The sequence below is a fragment of the Flavobacterium flavipigmentatum genome, from assembly GCF_020911905.1.
Taxonomy (GTDB): Bacteria; Bacteroidota; Bacteroidia; order Flavobacteriales; family Flavobacteriaceae; genus Flavobacterium; species Flavobacterium flavipigmentatum.
On the sequence record NZ_CP087133.1, the window covers coordinates 1,538,870 to 1,559,077 of the forward strand.

A 20,208-nucleotide genomic window follows, 5' to 3' on the forward strand; every position below is an offset into this window, starting at 1 on the left:
GTTTTCTATAAATAAACCTTTAGTAAACTAAGATCTGATTACTCTTTTTTCTCTTCACGCGGAGGTCTTGGCAAAAGTGCTTTTCTTGATACTTTTTCTTTTCTTGTTTTCGGGTCAAGACCAAGATATTTTACCTGAAAAACGTCGCCCATGTTCACTACGTCTGTAACGTTTTCTGTGCGTTCCCAAGCTAGTTCAGATACGTGAAGCAATACTTCGTTTCCTGGTGCAGCGGTATATTCTACTACAGCTCCAAAATCAAGCATTTTAATTACTTTAACTTCATAAGCTTCTCCCATTTGAGGTTTGAAAGTAATAGACTGAATTTTTGCTAATACAGCTTCAATTCCTGCAGGATCAGTACCTAAAATTTCGATAACACCTTCTTCGTTAACTTCGTTGATAACAATAGTTGTTCCTGTAGCTTTTTGTAATTCCTGAATTACTTTTCCACCAGGTCCGATCAATGCTCCAATAAAGCTTCCAGGAATAGTTCTGGTGATAATTTTTGGAGAATGTGCTTTAACATCTGCATTTGGTTTAGCAAGAGTTTCAAGTAATTTTCCTAAAATATGCAAACGTCCATCACGAGCTTGAGCCAAAGCCTGCTCCATGATTTCGTATTTCAATCCGTCAATTTTAATGTCCATCTGACAAGCTGTAATACCTTCGGAAGTTCCAGTTACCTTGAAGTCCATATCTCCTAAGTGATCTTCATCACCTAAAATATCAGATAAAACGGCAAAACGTTCTCCGTCTGTAATTAATCCCATCGCAATTCCGGAAACCGGACGAATCATTTGAATACCAGCATCCATTAAAGCCAATGTTCCAGCACAAACGGTAGCCATAGAAGACGAACCATTTGATTCTAATACTTCAGAAACAATTCTGATCGTATACGGATTTTCAGCAGGAATCATGTTTTTCAATGCTCTTTGTGCCAAGTTTCCGTGTCCAACTTCTCTTCTTGAAGTTCCTCTTAACGGACGAGCTTCTCCTGTAGAAAATGGTGGGAAATTATAGTGTAAATAGAATTTTTCTTCTCCTTGTTCAGATGGCGAATCAATTTGGTTTGCTTCTCTAGAAGTTCCTAAAGTTGCCGTAGCCAATGCTTGAGTTTCTCCACGTGTAAACAATGCCGAACCGTGAACCGATGGTAAATAATCTACTTCACACCAGATAGGTCTGATTTCTGTAGTTTTTCTTCCGTCAAGACGAGTTCCTAAATCTAAAGTTACATTACGAACTGCTTCTTTATTGGTTTTGTAGAAGTATTTAGAAACTAAATCTCCGTTTTCTGCCAATTCTTCTTCTGTAAATAATGCTTTTACTTCTTCTTTTACGGCATCAAATGCAGCTGAACGTTCGTGTTTCGCTGAACCTTTACTTGCAATAGCATAAATTTTATCGTAAGCTGCTGCTTTTACTTTTGCGTAAATAGCATCATCTGTTTTTTCAGTTTCATAAGTACGAACTTCTTTTTTTCCAAATGCAGCAGCCAATCTTTCTTGAGCAGCAATTTGTACTTTAATATGTTCGTGAGCAAATTTAATTGCTTCCAGCATTTCTGCTTCTGAGATTTCTTTCATCTCTCCTTCTACCATTGCGATAGAATCAGTAGAAGCTCCAATCATCATATCAATGTCTGATAATTCTAATTGTGCACGAGATGGATTGATGATGAATTTACCGTCAATTCTTCCAACTCTAGCTTCAGAAATCAATGTTTCAAAAGGAATATCAGACAAAGCAAGCGCTGCCGAAGCGGCCAAACCTGCTAATGCATCCGGCATCACTTCATCATCATGAGACATTAACTGAATCATAACCTGAACTTCTGCATGGTAATCGCTTGGGAAAAGCGGACGTAAAACACGGTCTACTAATCTCATTGTTAATACTTCGCTATCACTAGGACGCGCTTCTCTCTTAAAGAAACCTCCTGGGAAACGACCTGCTGCTGCAAATTTTTCGCGATAATCTACCGTTAGTGGTAAAAAATCGATACCTGGACTTGCTTTTCTTGCGGAAACAACTGTACCTAAAATGACAGTTTTTCCAATTCTTACTACTACAGAACCATCGGCTTGTTTTGCCAAACGTCCTGTCTCGATTGTGATGTTTCTGCCATCACCTAAATCGATACTTTCTACAAATAATTGTGGAATCATAAATTTTTCCTTATTGGTTATACAATGGGTTTTAGTTGTGTTGTAGTTGTTGTGTAGTTGTTGTTTCTAAAACCCAATGAAAAACCAAACTTTTTTCTAATAAAATGCTTGTAATGTAAAAACAAAAAGAGGCACTCTCGCACCTCTTTTTTATATTGATTATTTTCTGATATTCAATACTTTGATAATCTCACGATATCTGTTGATCTCTTTCTTTTTCAAGTAATCCAACAAAGCTCTTCTTTTACCTACTAGTAGTACAAGTGAACGCTCAGTGTTATAATCGTGACGATTTTTTTTCAAGTGCTCAGTTAAGTGTGAAATTCTGTAAGTGAACAATGCAATCTGACCTTCTGCTTTTCCAGTGTTTGTTGCTTCACCGTGTTGTGCAAAAATTTCTTCCTTTTTTTCTTTAGTTAAATACATTCCAATATTATTTAATGATTTTTATGTATGTCATACATCTTTTGTAAGACGGTGCAAAAATAATACTTTTTTTTCGAAAAAATAAATTTAAAGATTGAAAAGATTAAAGATTTAGCAATTATGACCAAAAATATTCTTTTTACAACGTTTTAAAAGCTTAATTTTTAGAATAATTTTGCAACTTCTTGATTGACAAATTCTAAAAATCTTTCGTCAGCAGCGGTAAAAGGATCGATAACGTGACTATCAATGTCAATTTGACCAATATTTTGTCCGTTTACAAATAAAGGCACAACGATTTCAGATTTTACAGTAAAGCTACATGCGATATAGTTGTCTTGCGCCGCAACGTCAGGCACCACAAAATTGGCATTGCTTTCGGCTACTTGTCCGCAAATTCCTTTTCCAAACGGAATTACAGTATGGTCTGTTTCGGCTCCTACATAAGGTCCTAAATGGAGTGTTTTGGTATCATGATTGGCAAAATAAAAGCCAACCCAATTATAATATTCTACATTTTCGTTCAATAATTGACAGATAGTCAATAATTTTGCATCTCTATTGTTTGTTGAGTCTGCAACAATAGCACTTATTTTTGGTTGTAATTCTTGAAATGTCATCATAATAAAATTTTATACAAAAGTATTTAAAGCTAGTCTCAAAAATATATAAATTTGAAAAAAAATTACTTTGAAAAAATATTTAGTACAGTATAAACCTTTTCTGCTTTTTATAAGCATCTTTTTTGCTACTTATATTTTTCTAACTTTAGTTTATAAGTCGTATCTGAATCTTTTTGAAGAAAGCGAAGTCGATGGGATTACAAATCTTGTAGGCGATCATGTAAAATATATTATGCAGTTATTTGGCGCTGATATTAGAATTGAAAAAAATGTTTCGGAATCTTTTTTAGAAGTTTGGTATAACAATGTCTATTTCGTCAGAATTGTCGAAGGATGCAATGCTGTAAGTATTGTTATTTTGTTTATTTCGTTTGTTATTTCCTTTTCAGGAAAATGGAAGTCAACAGTGTTTTTTATACTTTTTGGAGTTTTTTTTATTTATATTTTGAATGTCATTCGAATTGCTTTACTCACGGTTTTGCTGTTTCGTTTTCCCGAAAATCAGCAGTTTCTGCACGGTGTTCTTTTTCCTTTGATTATTTATGGAGTAGTTTTTATTTTATGGATTATCTGGGTGAATAAATTTTCAAAATATGCTAAATAAATTACTAGAAAATAAGTTCAGAATTGCTTTTGCTGTCCTGATTATTTGTTGTTTTACGGTGGTTCGTGCTTTCGAAAAGCAACTCTTCTATGATCCTTTTCTAAAATATTTCGAAGGAGATTTTAAAAATTTACCTGTACCTGATTATAACGGTTTTAAGCTTTTTTTAGGAATTTTATTTCGTTATTTATTAAATGCTTTTTTGTCAGTAGCTCTAATTGAGGTTCTCTTTCGGGATAAAGACATTACAAGGTTTAGTATTTTTCTGTATCTCTTTTTTTTAGTGCTTCTTTCGGTATTATTCTACCTTGTTTTACTGTTTTTTCCGGAAAAGAATTGGCTGCTTTTTTACGTTAGAAGATTTCTTATTCAGCCCATATTTGTATTGTTGTTTATTCCAGCATTTTATTATCAGCAACAAGATTCAAAAAAATAACATTTTATTAAATCTTTTTCATTCTCTTTTTAATAATTTTGCTTCATGAATTGGAAGAGATGTACAACATTGTTTTTAGCGCTCCTTTTGTTGGTGTCCAACATTGGGTTTGCTTTTGATGTACATTATTGTGGCGGTAAGATAGCTTCTGTTTCTTTAAATACGACTGTAGATGCCGCACCCCAAAAGAGTTGTTGTGCAAAAACAGAAAAAAAATCATCTTGTTGTAAAGATAAAGTAGTTCATTTCGAAAAAAAATCGGATAACGCTACTTTTAAAATTTTCTTTTTTCAACTTGAATTTCCCGCTTTAATTCAGGAATTCAAATCAACTGCATTTTTAGTAATTCCTAATTTTAAAAGCAATCAGATTATTGCGTATTGTTCTGATGCTAATGCGCCTCCTTTATTCAAATTATATCATCAATATCTTTTTTACGCCTGATTTTAATGTTTAGATTCAAGCCAATATTGGCTTGTAAAGTAATTTTTGATTGTTTTTTCTTTTAAAACTTTCAAAATGCGTTTTTCTACTTAACATTAAAATCATTTTTTATGCAAAAAATTAGAATGCTTTTTGTCCTGATTTTACTTTCTGTGTCTGTGTTTTCGCAAGAAGATTTAGAAGAAGTCAAAATCACAAAAAAGCAAAAAGGAATTAAAAAATCCTATACTTTAACGGCCAATACATCTGTTATTACAAGTAAAGAATTGCTTAAAGCAGCCTGCTGTAATCTGGCCGAAAGTTTCGAGACCAATCCTTCAATTGATGTCAATTTCTCGGATGCTTTAACGGGAACCAAACAAATAAAAATGTTGGGTTTAACAAGTCCATATTTGATGATTACTGAGGAAAATATCCCTTCGGTTCGAGGAGCTTCCCAAGCCTACGGATTGTCATTTACGCCTGGAACCTGGATAGAAAGTGTTCAGATTACCAAAGGAGCTGGAAGTGTTATCAATGGATACGAAAGTATTTCAGGGCAAATCAATACAGAGCTTTTAAAGCCGTTAAATGATATTCCGTTTTTCTTAAATTTTTATGGTTCTACCGATTCTCGTTTTGAACTCAATACACATTTTAATAAAAAACTATCCGACAAATGGGCGACAAGTTTATTTGTTCATGGCAACGCCCGCGTAGCAAAAAACGACATGAACGATGATGGTTTTTTGGATAATCCGTTAGGAAAACAAATTAATATTCTAAATCGTTATCAATATTATAATGCCGAAAGTGGGTTGGTTAGTTTTATCAATTTCAGGTATATGAATGATAAAAAGCAAACGGGTCAAGTTGATTTTGATAAAGACAGAGATCGTGGGACGACGAATTTCTGGGGCTCAGAAATCAATACGGAGCGTTTTGAGGTTTCGGCCAAAGTTGGGTACGTTTTTCCAGATATGCCGTACCAAAGTATCGGTTTTCAAAATGCCTTCAACAGCCACAATCAGGATTCTTATTTTGGCTTAAACCTGTATGACATCAAGCAAAATAGTTATTATTCGAATTTGATTTTCAATTCGATTATCAACAATACCATGCATAAATTTTCTACAGGATTGAATTTTACGTATGATGAATATCAGGAATTTGTGAATGTAAACGATTACAGCAGAATTGATAATTCGGTAGGTGCTTTTTTTGAATATACCTATGATAATACAGATAATTTTAGTCTGATTTTGGGCGGAAGAGTAGATAATCATAACCGATTAGGCTTTTTTGTAACCCCTCGCTTGCACATGCGATACAATCCTTGGAAGGATGCAGTAATTCGTTTTTCTGCGGGAAGAGGCAAGCGTTCGGCTAATATTTTTGCCGAAAATCAACAACTCTTTGCGAGTTCCCGTACTTTTGAAATTTTAGATGCAAATGGTAAAATTTACGGTTTAAACCCTGAAATTGCATGGAATTATGGTTGGAGTTTTTCTCAAAAGTTTAAAATTTTTGGTAAAAATGCCGATGCAGGGTTTGATTTCTACAGAACCGATTTTCAGAACCAGGCTGTTGTAGATTTGATGCAGAGTCCGCAACAAGTGTCGTTTTACAATTTAAGAGGAAATTCTTTTGCCAATAGTTTGCAGTTGGAGTTTAATTATGAAGTGCTGCATAACTTTAATTTACGTACGGCATACAAATACTACGACATTCAAACCGATTATTTAACGGGCACTTTTCAGCGTCCTTTGCAGGCAAAACATCGTTTTTTAGGAAATTTAGAATACGAAACCAATTTGAATGATGATAAGCAATGGAAATTTGATTTTACTTATAATTGGTCAGGAAAACAACAATTGCCGTACACGGCTTATAATCCTGAAGCAGATCAGTTTCCTGATTTTTCGCCATCTTACGCCGTAATGAATGCTCAGGTTACACGAGTTTTCTCATCAGTTTTTGAAGTCTATGTGGGCGGTGAAAACATTGGCAACTATAAACAAGAAAAGGCAATTTTAGGAGCCAATGATCCTTTTGGCTCTAACTTTGATGCTTCTATAGCATATGCGCCGATTTTTGGACAAATGTATTATGCAGGGCTACGATTTAAAATAAAATAACAAATTGATATAAATTTTAATAACTAATAAATAATAAACAAAATGAAAAATATACTTTTAATTGTATTGGTAACTTTTTTAGGATTTTCTGCTCAAGCACAAGCTAAAAAAAATAAAAATTTAAAATATACTACTGAAGTAAATGGAAATTGCGAACAATGTAAAAAACGCATCGAAAAAGCTGCTTTTGGAGTTTCTGGCGTAAAAACAGCCACTTGGGATGTAGGTACACATGAGTTAACGGTGATTATGAATGAGGAGAAATGTTCTCCTGAAGATTTGAAAAAAGCAATCGCAAAAGTAGGTCACGATACCGATGCTGTAAAAGCTACGGAGACAGATTATCAAAATCTGCATTCTTGCTGTAAATACGAGAGAAAATAATAACCCAAGCCCAAGTTTCTTACTTGGGCTTTTTCTATTCGTTAATTAATCTTTAAAATGCTGCGTTTTATTGTGGTTGAAATAAATTATTCTTACTTTCACGACCTTATAAATGTAATAGTAAACCTTTTTTATGAATAATTTTGATTGGAGTCAATTGATCAACCCCGAATTTTATATTACTTTAACTGTTGGTGGGATTCAGATTGGTTTATTTATTGTTTTATTTATTGTTTTTGCAGAGACGGGTCTTTTTGCAGGATTCTTTCTGCCAGGCGATAGTTTGCTTTTTTTAGCGGGTATTTACAGCCGTGATTTAATTCAGAATTTAGCATTCATTCCCAGCGATTTCATTAATGTTTTATTGCTTTCAACGCTTGTGGCCATTATGGGTGTTTTAGGAAACATGACCGGTTATTGGTTTGGAGCAAAAAGTGGTTATTATTTGTTTAAAAAAGAAGATTCTTTTTGGTTTAAGAAAAAATACCTGCTGCAATCCAAAGACTTTTTTGAAAAATATGGTGGAAAGGCAATCATTTACGCTCGATTTTTACCAATCTTAAGAACATTTGCGCCAATTATTGCAGGGATAGTTTCTATGGATAAGCAGAAATTTATGTTCTATAATGTGCTAAGTTCTTTTTTATGGTCTTTTTTACTAATATTTTCAGGACATTATTTATACGGAATCTTTTTAAAAGAGGGAATTGATTTAAAAGAGCATATAGAATACATTATTATTATTATAGTAATTATTTCTACATTTCCAGTACTCTTAAAGATTCTAAAAAAGAGACCTTCCGAAAAACTATAAAAAAAAGCTGAAGTGAAAACTTCAGCTTTTTTTGCTTTTATATGATAGTGTTTAATAATCGAAATTTGTTTACCAACTCTTAGTTATTTTTAAAAGAAACATCTCTACTGGACGAGAACGTTGTGTTTTCTTTTTTGATTAATCTGTGAATGCTAAACTCATTTTTAGACTACCATTCATTTACCTTATTAGCATCCATTTTTAAGAATATAAACAATAAAATTGTAAACCCCCATAGACCAGAACCGCCATAAGAGAAGAAGGGAAGTGGTACTCCGATAGTTGGAAAAATACCAACCACCATTGCAATATTTACAAAAAAGTGAGTAAATAATATTCCCGCAACACAATACCCGTAAACCCTGCTGAATTTTGTTTTTTGCCTTTCTGCCAAGTAGATAACACGCAAAAATAATCCAACAAAAAGAGAGATAACAATGAGGGATCCTACAAACCCCCATTCTTCGCCAACAGTTGTAAAGATGTAATCGGTGTGTTGCTCGGGAACAAACCCGCCTTTTGTTTGAGTTCCTTCTAGAAAACCTTTTCCTATCCAACCACCAGAACCAATAGCAATTTCTGATTGATTTGTATTGTATCCGATGCCTTTCATGTCGACACTTTTTCCAAGTAAAATATTAAAACGGTCTCTATGATGCTGTTTAAATACATTTTCGAAAACATAGTTTACTGATAAGACGAAGGCAGAAACGGCTGCTAAAATCATTCCGCTTAAAATAATATTTCGGTCAACAACTCTTCCTTTAAAATAGATAATTGCAAGCACTACTGCCGCAATTAGAATAACTACATAAGGCTCCAGTACAAGAGTTAATACAAACAAAAGTATAGTAATAAACCCTGTTACTACATACCAAGAAGGCAATCCTTCGCGATATAAAACGATGATGAAAATACTGTAAATCAGGGCACTTCCCGGATCAGGTTGAGGCAAAATCAGAATAACAGGCAGAAATACAATTGCGAGTGCTTGCATTTGTCTGTTAAAATCTTTCAAATTAATCTGAGTATCACTTAAATATTTGGCTAAAGCCAATGAGGTAGCGGCTTTGGCAAACTCTGAAGGTTGTAGTGTAAAACTCCCAATCGCATACCAGCAACGTTGCCCGGCGATTGTTTTTCCAAAAAGAAAAAGCCCAGCTAATGATAGTAGCGATACGCCAAAAATAATACTGGCATATTTTTCGTAAAATTTACCGTCAACAAAGAGCACGACAAGTATTAGTGGAATGGTACAGCCAATAAATATTAATTGTTTTTGGTAGGTACCATCTGTAGATAGCAGCGACGACGAGTAAATATTAAGCCATCCCAGTACTACTAAGGTAATATAGATAAAGACACTTATCCAATCAATATTATTTTTTACGCTTTGATTTCTCATTTGAAATAATCCTTATTAATTGTCTTTAGTAGTATCTACAGTTGTTTTTTTGATTTCTGCTTTTGGTGTGATCTTTTTTGGAACTATTATTTTTGCTTTAAGAATAGAATCTTTAGGAGTAGATTCAATTGCCTCTGCTGCACTGATTCCGCCTAATTTAGCATATTCTTCCTTTAAGCTTTTATTCAAAACTCTAATCTCTAAATCTGTTCTTGATATTTTCTTTTTTAGATATTTTTCAATCATCAAGCTAGCGATTGGTCCTGCAACAGTAGCTCCAAATCCTCCATTTTCGATCATAATGGCAATGGCAATTTTTGGATTATCCTTAGGGGCAAAAGCTACAAATATCGAGTGATCTTTAAGTTTTGTTCTAACACCATTAATTTTTGTATAGTTCTCCGCCGTTCCGGTTTTACCACAAATATCAATACCTTCAACTTTAAGTCTGCTGGCAGTTCCCATATTATAAACATCAAATAACCCGCTAATGATTGGAGGGAAATATTTTTTGTCGATACTTGTTGTGTGCTTTGTGGAAAACTTTGGATCTATTTTTTTACTTTCAATTTTTTTGATGATATGAGGTGTAAAATAATAACCCTGATTGGCAATTGTTGCCATCATGTTGGCCAATTGTATAGGTGTCATTACAACTTCGCCCTGACCAATAGCATTTGACACAATTGCAGTACTTCTCCAGCCTCCATTAGGATACATTTGTTTATAGGTTTTGGAGTTTGGTATTTTTCCTTTTTTTCCTGTCGGTAAATCATAACCCATGAATTGTCCCAAACCAAAAGTTTTTAGGTGATTGCTCCATACATCTACCGCCGCACTTGGACTTTGGTATTTGTTAATCGTTTTCATATATGCAGTTCCAAAATAACTGTTACATGATTGATAAATAGCTCTATGCAATTGCAATTGACCTCCGGCACAGTGGCATCTCATAAATCGGCCTCTCGCATAGCTAAATCCGTGATGACAAGAGACTGTGAAAATATTTTCATCGATAACTCCCTCTTGTAAAGCAACTAAACCAGTCAGGATTTTGAAAGGGGATCCAGGAGGATATTCCGCCAAAAGTCCTCTGTCATACAATGGTTTTGCGATAGAATCGTGATATAAAAGTGTATAATTTTTAGAGCGCTTTCTTCCTACCAAAATAGCGGGATCGTAAGAAGGAGCTGTTACAAGTGCTAAAATTTCGCCTGTTTTAGGTTCGATAGCTACAATTCCACCTCGCTTATTGATCATTAATTCTTCCCCATATTTTTGAAGTTCAGCATCGATAGTCAGTGTGATGTCTTCCCCTTGTACTGCTATTGTATCGTATTTTCCGTTTTTATACGAACCAATTTCGCGGTTATATTTGTCTTTTTGAATGTATTTTATTCCTTTAATTCCGCGTAGTACTTCTTCATAGCTTTCTTCGACACCTTGTTTTCCGATTAAGTCGCCACTATTGTAATAAGGGTTTTTGGCAATTAAACGCTCATTCACCTGGGTGATGAAGCCAAAAATATTAGCACCGTAATCTACTTCATAATCACGAAGGGAACGTTTTTGGAAATAAAAACCATCGTATTTTCTGATTTTTTCCTGAAAAGCAGCAAATTCACTTTTGTTTAACTGTGATAAAAAAACAGAAGGTAATCGTGGACTATAAACAGTAGCTTTTGCGACTCTTTTTTGATATTCTTCTTTAGTGATTTTTAATAAGTCGCAAAATTCAGTAATATTAAGGTCTTTCTTGATCTCTCTAGGAATAACCATGATATCATAAGAGGACTGATTGGCTACCAATAATTTTCCATAGCGATCATAGATGTAGCCTCTTTCAGGATAATCGTATTGCTTTTTGATGGCATTATTATCTGATTTGGTCGCAAAAGAGTCATCTACAACTTGCAAATAAAACACTCGAATTACTAGCAGAGATGCTGCAATTATAATTAAAGTGGGCAGCAGAATTTTTCTCATCGTTTATTCGGCTTAATAAGATAAATGATTATAATTGAAGTGATTATAGTAAAGATAGAGCTAAATAACGTTCTGAGCAAAATATCCCAAATAAAACGAAATTGAAATGCTTCCAGAATAAACAAAACAATGTGATGCAATAAAACAGACACCAGAATAAATGAAAACCGTTCAGGAGTCAGTGAGTCGTTTAGTTTTATCGTTTGGTATTCATAACTTAAGCCAAAAGAAAATTTAAATATATAAGGCCTGTAATAGGCAAGTAGAACACATCCTGTAGCATGAATTCCTCCAGAATTACAAAACATATCCATAGTTAATCCGAGTAAAAAACTCGAAATAATTAAACCTGATCTGTTGCTGTTTACAGGATAAAGAATAATATAGAGAATGTACGGAAAAGGGCTGATGTACCCTAAAAAATTCATATTATTAAAAATAACAATCTGAATTGCTAGTAACATAATAAAACGAAAGATATTGACTAACAATGTGCTATTCATCTTCTTTTTCCTTTTTTTCTAAATTAATAAGTTCTTCTCTATCCTTACTTTTAATAATATAAACATGTCCTAAATTGGTCATGTCGTTAAATAACTTAACATTGATGGTGTAGAAAGTAGTTTTTGTGTCGGTGTAAATTTTATCAATTGTCCCTATATTAATGTTCTCAGGGAAAATTACAGACTGTCCACCCGTAACAATTGTATCTCCTTTTCGCACAGAGGCTAGTCTAGGAACATCAATTAACTGCACATATCCAGTACTTTTTCCGTTCCATGTTAAAGAACCAAAGTGATTTGATTTTTTAACTTTTGCATTAATTTGAGATTTCATATTCAAAATACTCACCACAGTCGAATAATTTGGTGACGTTTTATCTACAATACCAATAATCCCCAAACTATTAATAACGCCCATGTCGGGTTTTACGCCTTCTTTCTCGCCTGAGTTTAAAGTAATATAATTTTCGTGTGTATTGTAAGTGTTATGAATAACTTTAGAAATGATAATGTCTTTAGGTTTAACACCTTTTAGGCTGTCAATCATTGGTGGTTTGGTAGTGTCTTGTATACCAAAGAGCTGGCTTTTAAGTCTTGCGTTTTCAAGTACCAATTCGTCATTTTCGGTTCTTAAATTCAAATACTCATTAAAACTATTGATTTTTTCGTAAACACCTCCGCTTAAAAAATTAGCAGAACTGATTACTCTGCTTCTATGAAACGAGTGAGATTGAATTGTGAGTCCCAACGAAATAACTAAAAGCAACAAAAACAGCAATCGATGGCTGTTCTTTATAATGAAATTAAAAATTTGCTGCATTTCTTGTTGTGGTTATTTTGTTTCAGGATATGCTTTTGTTTTCAAATTTTATTAGAGTTAAAAAGACTAATTTTTTAACTCTAATAAAAATATATATTAATTATTATTTTGATTCTTATTTGATTAAGATACTTTTGAATTTTGCAATGTTTTTAAGCGCCATTCCGGTTCCACGTACTACGGCTCTTAAAGGATCTTCTGCAATATAAACAGGTAAATCTGTTTTTTGAGAAATACGTTTGTCAAGACCTCTTAACATCGATCCTCCACCAGCAAGATAAATACCAGTGTTGTAGATATCGGCTGCCAATTCAGGAGGTGTTTGAGATAAAGTTTCCATAACAGCATCTTCAATACGTTGAATCGATTTGTCTAATGCTTTTGCAATTTCACGGTAAGAAACATCCACTTGTTTTGGTTTCCCGGTAAGTAAATCTCTACCCTGAACAGACATGTCTTCCGGTGGTCCATCCAAGTCTTCGATAGCAGCTCCAATCTGAATTTTTATTTTTTCAGCAGTACTTTCTCCCACAAAAAGATTGTGCTGTGTACGCATATAATAAACGATATCGTTGGTAAAAACGTCACCTGCAATTTTTACAGATTTGTCGCAAACAATTCCGCCCAAAGCGATAACAGCAATCTCAGTTGTTCCACCACCAATATCTACGATCATGTTTCCTTTTGGCTGCATGATATCGATACCAATACCAATTGCCGCAGCCATTGGTTCGTGAATCAAATATACTTCTTTACCGTTTACTCTTTCGCAAGATTCTTTAACGGCTCTCATCTCTACTTCTGTAATTCCGGAAGGAATACAAACCACCATACGCAATGCCGGGGTAAACATTCTTTTCTTTAATGCAGGAATACTTTTAATGAACATATTGATCATTTTCTCCGAAGCATCAAAATCGGCAATTACACCATCTTTCAAAGGCCTTATGGTCTTGATGTTTTCATGCGTTTTACCTTGCATCATATTGGCTTCCTTACCAACAGCAATGATTTTGCCTGATACTCTATCACGTGCAACGATTGATGGACTATCAATAACAACTTTATCATTATGTATGATTAAAGTGTTTGCGGTACCAAGGTCTATCGCAATATCCTCGGTCATGAAATCAAAAAATCCCATAAGTTTTTTAGGGGTTTAAAATGTTATAAATAATTATCGAACAAAGTTAAACAAATTAATGTTTAAAATGACGTGTTCCTGTAAATACCATTGCAAGATTATTTGCATTGCAATAATTTATGCTTAATTCGTCTTTTATAGATCCTCCTGGCTGAATTACAGCTGTAATTCCTGCTTTTTTGGCCAATTCTACACAATCCGGAAAAGGGAAAAATGCATCACTCGCCATTGAAGCACCAGTAAGATCAAAACCAAACGCTTTTGCTTTATCAACGGCTTGCATTAAGGCATCTACTCTTGACGTTTGTCCAGTTCCAGAGGCGATTAATGTTCCGTTTTTTGCAAAAACAATCGTATTTGACTTAGTATTCTTGCAAATTTTCGATGCAAATATTAAATCCTCTACTTCTTGTGCAGTTGGCTCTTTAGTGGTAACGGTTTTTAAATGCTCTTTAGTATCTGTAATGTTATTTCTGTCCTGAATTAACAAACCATTAAGACATGTCCTTACTTGTCTTGAAGGTAAATCAACTTCATTTTGGATTAAAATAATTCTATTTTTCTTTTCTTGCAAAATGGCAATTGCGTCATCATCATAATTTGGTGCAATTACAACTTCGCAGAATAATTTGTTGATTTCCTGTGCTGTAGCCAAGTCAATTTTGGTGTTAGCGATCAAAACACCGCCAAATGCAGATGTTGGGTCGCATGCGAGAGCAGCTAAATACGCTTCGTTAATAGTTTTTCTTGATGCCAAACCACAGGCATTATTGTGTTTTAGGATCGCAAATGTTGGTCCGTCAGTTTTAAATTCATTGATTAAATTTACTGCTGCATCTACATCCAAAAGGTTGTTGTATGATAATTCTTTTCCGTTGACTTTTTTGAACATGGAATCAAAATCGCCAAAAAAGAAACCTTTTTGATGTGGATTTTCACCATATCGTAAAACTTGGCCATCTGCAATACTTTCTTTATAAATCGTTTCGTCGGTATTGAAATAATTAAAAATCGCACCATCGTAATGCGAAGAAACGTGAAATGCTTTTGTAGCAAGCAATCTTCTGTTTTCAAGAGTTGTTGATCCGTTTTGTGCTGTAATCAAGTCCAAAAGTAAGCTGTACTCTTTTACCGAGGCTACAATTACGGTGTCTTTAAAATTTTTGGCACCGGCACGAATCAATGAAATTCCGCCAATATCAATTTTTTCAATAATATCTTGCTCGCTTGCGCCAGAAGCAACTGTTTTTTCAAAAGGATACAAATCCACAATGACCAAATCAATCTGAGGAATATCAAATTCCTTCATTTGCATCACATCACTTTCGTTATCCTGACGGTTCAAAATTCCGCCAAAAATTTTTGGGTGCAATGTTTTTACTCTTCCTCCTAAAATTTCTGGAAAAGAAGTAATATCTTCAACGGGAACTACAGGAATTCCTAGGTTTTTTATAAAATCTTCTGTTCCTCCAGTCGAATAAAGCGTAACATTTTGCTCGTGTAATTTTCTAACAATTGGCTCTAAACCATCTTTTGAAAATACGGATATTAATGCTGATTGAATTTTTTTTGTTGTACTCATTGTGTAGTTGTGATTTTCAGACTGCAAAAGTAGTTTTTTTAAATATTATTTTAAAGAAATTATTGTAACATTATCTTAAAAAAATCTACTGATGAGTAAGTTAACTTTTATTAGGAATTTGACTTAAATTTATTGAATTTTACTTTTTCGAAAAAAATAAGAATATATGATAGTTTATCTGCGATTATTAAAAGAAAGTTTAAGCTTTGCCATAAATGCTTTACGCAATAATAAATTGCGAACTTTGTTGTCATTGCTGGGCGTGACTATTGGTATTTTTTCGATTATAGCGGTTTTGGCAGCCGTAGATTCTTTAGATAAAAAAATCTCTAAAGATTTAAGCAGTTTAGATAAAAACACGATTTATTTGATGAAGTTTTGCTTCGGGCCATCTGAAATTCCACAATGGAAAAGAGAACAATTTCCGAATGTGAAATATGATGAATATATTAATTTAAAAAATTCACTTAACAATACAGAGCAGGTTGGCTACCAGTTATTTGTTAATCGTGAGAGTTTAAAGTACGACTCTAAAACGGTTACAGATGTTAATATTGTTCCTTCTTCTTTTGAAATGGTCGATATTGACGGTTTGAGTTTTGATAAAGGAAGATTTTATAATGAAGCTGAATCGAATTCGGGAACAGCCGTGATTGTTTTAGGATACGACATTGCCGAAGGGCTTTTTGGGAGTAGTGATCCCATCGGAAAAAATATTAGATTGTACGGCCAGCGGTTTACAGTAATTGGTGTCATAGAAAAACAAGGAGCCGGCTTTTTTGGAAACAGTAATGATACCTCGGTTTATTTGCCTGCTAATTTTTTGCGTCGAATGTACGGTGACAATGACGCGATGACGCCTGTTATTGTTCTAAAACCCAAGAAAGGGATTGACATGGACGCTTATAAGGCAGAGGTAGCGTACAAATTGAGGTCTTTTCGAGGGATGAAAGCGGGAGAAATAGACAATTTTTTTGTAAATGTTCTTTCTGGATTTACCGATTTTATTGATGGAATTTTAGGAGGGCTTCGCATGGGCGGACTTTTTATTAGCTTTTTCTCTTTTTTGGTTGGTGGTTTTGGGATCGCCAATATCATGTTTGTATCGGTAAAAGAACGTACAAATCTTATCGGAATTCAAAAATCTTTAGGAGCCAAAAACAGATTTATATTGTTTCAGTTCCTTTTTGAAGCCATTACACTTTGCCTCATAGGAGGAGCAATCGGGATGATAATGGTTTGGCTTCTTTCTCTTTTATTGACCAGTCTTCTGGAATTTGATTTTGTCCTTAGTTTTTGGAATGTAATAATTGGGGCGGGTTTGTCAATTATTGTAGGCTTAATTTCGGGTATTTTACCTGCTATTTCAGCTTCAAAATTAGACCCTGTTGAAGCTATCAGAACGGGAATGTAAAATTTGGTTTTTTCCAAGTTTAATTTTTGTTTTTCTTCAAAAATTTTATTGTAATTTTAGTATTCTAAATAAAATACACTAAAATCATGATAGAAGTAAAAGCATACGCGGCATATGATGCCGAAAATCCTTTAAAAGCCTACACCTTCGAAAGAAAAGAAGTGGGTGCAAACCAAGTGCAGATCGAGATTCTTTATAGTGGAGTTTGCCACTCAGATATTCATACAGCCAAAGGCGATTGGGGACCTGTAAATTACCCATTGGTTCCTGGGCATGAAATCGTAGGCCGTATTGTTGCTGTTGGGAGTAATGTATCCAAATTTAAAATAGGAGAATTGGCAGGAGTAGGCTGTTTTGTAGATTCATGCAGAACGTGTCCGAGTTGTCAGTCAGGAGAGGAGCAATTTTGTGATGAAGGCATGACAGGCACTTACAATAGTGTCGAACGAGGAACCGATATTCCGACTCGTGGTGGTTATTCAACCAGCATTATTGTTGATGAAAGTTATACACTTCACGTCTCAGAAAAATTAGATATAAAAGGTGTAGCACCACTATTATGTGCTGGAATTACCACGTATTCTCCATTGCGTTATTTAAAAGTGGGCAAAGGTCATAAAGTTGGAGTCTTAGGTCTTGGAGGTTTAGGGCACATGGCGGTAAAATTTGCTGTCTCTTTTGGTGCCGAAGTGACCATGTTAAGTCATTCGCCGTCTAAAGAAGCAGATGCTAAGAAACTGGGAGCGCATCATTTTGCCTTGACTTCAAATCCTGAAACGATGCAATCTTTGGCGAATACCTTCGATTTTATTATCAATACTGTTTCGGCAAAACACGATCATGATGCTTACCTTAATTTACTCCAAAAAAACGGAACAATGGTCGTAGTTGGAGCTCCTCCAGCACCTGCAGAAATCCCTGTTTTTACTTTGATTATGAAAAGAAGAAGCATTATGGGAAGTTTAATTGGCGGTATAAAAGAGACGCAAGAAATGTTAGATTATTGTGCGGAGCATAATATTACTTCAGATGTTGAAATTATTGATATGTCGTATATTAATGAAGCGTACGATCGTATGAATAAAAGTGATGTAAAATATCGTTTTGTAATTGACATGGCTTCGCTTAAATAGGCTCAAACGTTCAGATTTACAAAGGGTTCAAAGGTTTTGAAACTTTGTGTCTTCCCAATTTTGTGAGATTATAATTTGGGAATAAAAAAATAAAAAAAAATCCCATTAGCTTTTCAACTAATGGGATTTTATATATGTTAAGAAGTTCGAAAACTATCTAATTTCATTATTCTGAATTAAATCGATATACAAATTAATTTTGTCTTTCAATTCTTTTCTAGGCGTGATAAAGTCAAGGAAACCGTGCTCTAAAAGAAACTCGGCAGTCTGGAAACCTTCAGGTAAATCTTTTCCTGTCGTATCACGTACTACACGAGGCCCCGCAAAACCAATCAAAGCACCTGGCTCAGAAATGTTAATGTCTCCTAACATGGCGTAGGATGCGGTTGTTCCTCCAGTAGTTGGGTCTGTACACAATGATATATAAGGTAATCCTGCTTCGGCAAGTTGGGCCAATTTTACAGATGTTTTTGCCAATTGCATCAAGGAATAAGCAGCTTCCATCATACGGGCTCCGCCAGATTTTGAAATCATGACAAAAGGCAATTTGTTTTTGATTGCGTGATCAATACCTCTTGCGATTTTTTCACCTACAACAGCTCCCATAGAACCACCAATAAAGGCAAAGTCCATAGCGCAAATTACAAGCTCTTTTCCTTTAGATTTTCCAACTCCAGTGCGCACAGCGTCTTTTAAGTTGGTTTTTTCCATCACATCTTTCAATCGCTCTGCATATTTTTTTGTATCTACAAAATGCAAAGGATCTTTCGAAGTCATGTTTTTATCCAATTCGATAAATTCATTATTATCGAATAAAATTTCAAAATAGGTTGCGCTTCCAATTCGAACATGAAAATCATCTTCAGGACTAACGAATAAGTTTCTGGCCAATTCGTCAGCATCAATAATTTTTCCGGTAGGAGATTTGTACCACAATCCTTTCGGAACGTCCATTTTATCTTCTGTAGCGGTGGTAATCCCTTTTTCGTGTCTTTTAAACCAAGCCATTTTTTTAGATTTTAGATCTTAGACTTTAGATTTTAGATTTTAGACTTCGAGAAATCTAAAATCTAAAATCATAAATCTAAAATTTATAGTGTATTTACGTTGTTCAAGTCTGCAAAAGCTTGCTCAAGTCTTGTGTTGAATGTCACTTCGCTTTCACGTACCCATTTTCTTGGGTCATAATATTTTTTGTTAGGAACATCAGCACCTTCTGGGTTACCAATTTGTGTTTTTAAATAGTCAATGTTTTTAACCATATAATCACGAATTCCTTCAGTGTATGCAAATTGCAAATCGGTATCAATATTCATTTTGATAACGCCGTAGCTAATTCCTTCTCTGATTTCTTCAAGTGTAGAACCTGAACCTCCGTGGAAAACAAAATCTACTGGATTATGTCCTGTATTGAATTTGTTTTGAACGAAATCCTGAGAATTTTTTAAGATTTTTGGAGTCAATTTTACGTTTCCTGGTTTGTAAACACCGTGAACGTTTCCAAAAGCAGCAGCAATAGTAAATTTAGGGCTTATTTTAGATAATTCTTCATAAGCATACGCTACTTCTTCTGGCTGCGTGTATAATTTTGAACTGTCAACATCAGAATTGTCAACACCATCTTCTTCACCACCTGTAATACCAAGTTCGATTTCTAATGTCATTCCCATCTTGCTCATTCTGGCCAAATATCCTTTGCAAATTTCGATGTTTTCTTCGATTGGCTCCTCAGACAAATCGATCATATGAGAACTAAATAATGGTTTTCCTGTTGCAGCAAAATGTTTTTCAGATGCATCTAATAAACCATCAATCCAAGGTAATAATTTTTTTGCACAGTGGTCAGTATGCAAAATAACGGTTGCTCCGTAAGCTTCCGCTAATGTATGAATGTGTAATGCTCCAGCGATTCCACCAGCGATTGCTGATTTTTCACCTGCATTAGATAATCCTTTTCCAGCGTTAAATTGTGCTCCTCCGTTTGAAAATTGAATGATAACTGGCGCGTTTAGTTTTGCTGCAGTTTCAAGAACTCCATTGATAGTACTTGACCCCGTTACGTTTACCGCAGGGAGTGCAAATCCTTTTTCTTTTGCATAATTAAAAATTTCCTGTACTTGATCTCCTGTAGCAACTCCGGGTTTGATATTGTGTGCCATTGTAATTTTTTTTATAGTTGTTTTTAGTTTTTAGGTTGCA

Annotated in this window: 19 protein-coding genes; 8 read left to right on the forward strand and 11 right to left on the reverse strand. The window is 34.4% G+C overall.

The genetic code is table 11. The features are described from left to right. Window positions 1-38: 38 nt before the first annotated feature. The 3 genes from LNP22_RS07055 to LNP22_RS07065 all read right to left on the reverse strand — a co-directional run bounded on the left by LNP22_RS07055 (window position 39) and on the right by LNP22_RS07065 (window position 3,220). Entirely contained in the window at window positions 39-2,174 is a 2,136-nt protein-coding gene (locus LNP22_RS07055) for a polyribonucleotide nucleotidyltransferase (protein ID WP_229975933.1), read from the reverse strand. A 159-nt stretch (window positions 2,175-2,333) separates the two neighbouring features. Further along, window positions 2,334-2,600 carry a 30S ribosomal protein S15 gene (gene rpsO / locus LNP22_RS07060; RefSeq protein ID WP_055097227.1) on the reverse strand — a complete coding sequence of 89 codons (267 nt, stop codon included), beginning with the start codon at window positions 2,598-2,600 and terminating at the stop codon, window positions 2,334-2,336. 164 nt (window positions 2,601-2,764) lie between these two features. Next, on the reverse strand, window positions 2,765-3,220 hold the full coding sequence (locus tag LNP22_RS07065; protein ID WP_210667112.1) for a GAF domain-containing protein: 456 nt from the start codon (window positions 3,218-3,220) through the stop codon (window positions 2,765-2,767). A 70-nt stretch (window positions 3,221-3,290) separates the two neighbouring features. Between LNP22_RS07065 and xrtF the strand changes: the two genes are divergently transcribed. From xrtF to LNP22_RS07095, 6 genes are all read left to right on the forward strand, one after another. Further along, on the forward strand, window positions 3,291-3,827 hold the full coding sequence (gene xrtF, locus LNP22_RS07070) for an exosortase family protein XrtF (protein WP_229975934.1): 537 nt from the start codon (window positions 3,291-3,293) through the stop codon (window positions 3,825-3,827). Then, window positions 3,817-4,263 (forward strand): exosortase F system-associated membrane protein, encoded by a 447-nt coding sequence (locus LNP22_RS07075; protein WP_229975935.1) that lies wholly within the window; start codon window positions 3,817-3,819, stop codon window positions 4,261-4,263. Before xrtF ends, LNP22_RS07075 begins: the two co-directional genes overlap by 11 nt. 45 nt (window positions 4,264-4,308) lie before the next feature. After that, window positions 4,309-4,707 carry an HYC_CC_PP family protein gene (locus LNP22_RS07080; protein ID WP_229975936.1) on the forward strand — a complete coding sequence of 133 codons (399 nt, stop codon included), beginning with the start codon at window positions 4,309-4,311 and terminating at the stop codon, window positions 4,705-4,707. A 110-nt stretch (window positions 4,708-4,817) separates the two neighbouring features. Beyond that, complete coding sequence (locus LNP22_RS07085) at window positions 4,818-6,824, forward strand: TonB-dependent receptor plug domain-containing protein (protein ID WP_229975937.1); 2,007 nt, start codon at window positions 4,818-4,820, stop codon at window positions 6,822-6,824. A gap of 42 nt (window positions 6,825-6,866) precedes the next feature. Continuing rightward, window positions 6,867-7,208, forward strand: a complete 342-nt coding sequence (locus LNP22_RS07090; RefSeq protein WP_229975938.1) for a heavy-metal-associated domain-containing protein — start codon at window positions 6,867-6,869, stop codon at window positions 7,206-7,208. Between the two features lie 133 nt (window positions 7,209-7,341). After that, a complete protein-coding gene (locus tag LNP22_RS07095) occupies window positions 7,342-8,022 on the forward strand; it encodes a DedA family protein (RefSeq protein ID WP_229975939.1) in 681 nt (226 codons plus the stop codon). Window positions 8,023-8,191: 169 nt separating this feature from the next. Here LNP22_RS07095 and rodA read toward each other — a convergent pair whose 3' ends face one another. The 6 genes from rodA to purH form a co-directional block, all read right to left on the reverse strand. After that, window positions 8,192-9,427: a rod shape-determining protein RodA gene (rodA, locus tag LNP22_RS07100; protein ID WP_229975940.1), complete on the reverse strand. Its 1,236-nt coding sequence runs from the start codon at window positions 9,425-9,427 to the stop codon at window positions 8,192-8,194. A 15-nt stretch (window positions 9,428-9,442) separates the two neighbouring features. Further along, window positions 9,443-11,413, reverse strand: coding sequence for a penicillin-binding protein 2 (mrdA, locus tag LNP22_RS07105; protein WP_229975941.1), 1,971 nt, complete (start codon window positions 11,411-11,413; stop codon window positions 9,443-9,445). Then, the gene (locus tag LNP22_RS07110) at window positions 11,410-11,916 is read right to left on the reverse strand and encodes a rod shape-determining protein MreD (RefSeq protein WP_210667075.1); all 507 of its coding nucleotides are present in this window, start codon (window positions 11,914-11,916) and stop codon (window positions 11,410-11,412) included. The genes mrdA and LNP22_RS07110 overlap by 4 nt, the downstream gene beginning before the upstream one ends. Next, window positions 11,909-12,736 (reverse strand): rod shape-determining protein MreC, encoded by an 828-nt coding sequence (gene mreC, locus LNP22_RS07115; protein ID WP_229975942.1) that lies wholly within the window; start codon window positions 12,734-12,736, stop codon window positions 11,909-11,911. The genes LNP22_RS07110 and mreC overlap by 8 nt, the downstream gene beginning before the upstream one ends. Window positions 12,737-12,851: 115 nt before the next feature. Then, window positions 12,852-13,880, reverse strand: coding sequence for a rod shape-determining protein (locus tag LNP22_RS07120; protein ID WP_008466528.1), 1,029 nt, complete (start codon window positions 13,878-13,880; stop codon window positions 12,852-12,854). A gap of 55 nt (window positions 13,881-13,935) precedes the next feature. Then, on the reverse strand, window positions 13,936-15,462 hold the full coding sequence (gene purH / locus LNP22_RS07125; protein WP_229975943.1) for a bifunctional phosphoribosylaminoimidazolecarboxamide formyltransferase/IMP cyclohydrolase: 1,527 nt from the start codon (window positions 15,460-15,462) through the stop codon (window positions 13,936-13,938). A gap of 166 nt (window positions 15,463-15,628) precedes the next feature. Between purH and LNP22_RS07130 the strand changes: the two genes are divergently transcribed. Further along, window positions 15,629-16,876 carry an ABC transporter permease gene (locus LNP22_RS07130; protein WP_229975944.1) on the forward strand — a complete coding sequence of 416 codons (1,248 nt, stop codon included), beginning with the start codon at window positions 15,629-15,631 and terminating at the stop codon, window positions 16,874-16,876. 86 nt (window positions 16,877-16,962) lie between these two features. Further along, window positions 16,963-18,009: an NAD(P)-dependent alcohol dehydrogenase gene (locus LNP22_RS07135; protein WP_229975945.1), complete on the forward strand. Its 1,047-nt coding sequence runs from the start codon at window positions 16,963-16,965 to the stop codon at window positions 18,007-18,009. 153 nt (window positions 18,010-18,162) lie between these two features. On the opposite strand, the gene accD is transcribed toward LNP22_RS07135, so the two are convergent. Then, entirely contained in the window at window positions 18,163-19,017 is an 855-nt protein-coding gene (accD, locus tag LNP22_RS07140) for an acetyl-CoA carboxylase, carboxyltransferase subunit beta (RefSeq protein ID WP_210667071.1), read from the reverse strand. A gap of 83 nt (window positions 19,018-19,100) precedes the next feature. Further along, on the reverse strand, window positions 19,101-20,168 hold the full coding sequence (gene fbaA, locus LNP22_RS07145) for a class II fructose-bisphosphate aldolase (RefSeq protein WP_229975946.1): 1,068 nt from the start codon (window positions 20,166-20,168) through the stop codon (window positions 19,101-19,103). Window positions 20,169-20,208: the final 40 nt, after the last annotated feature.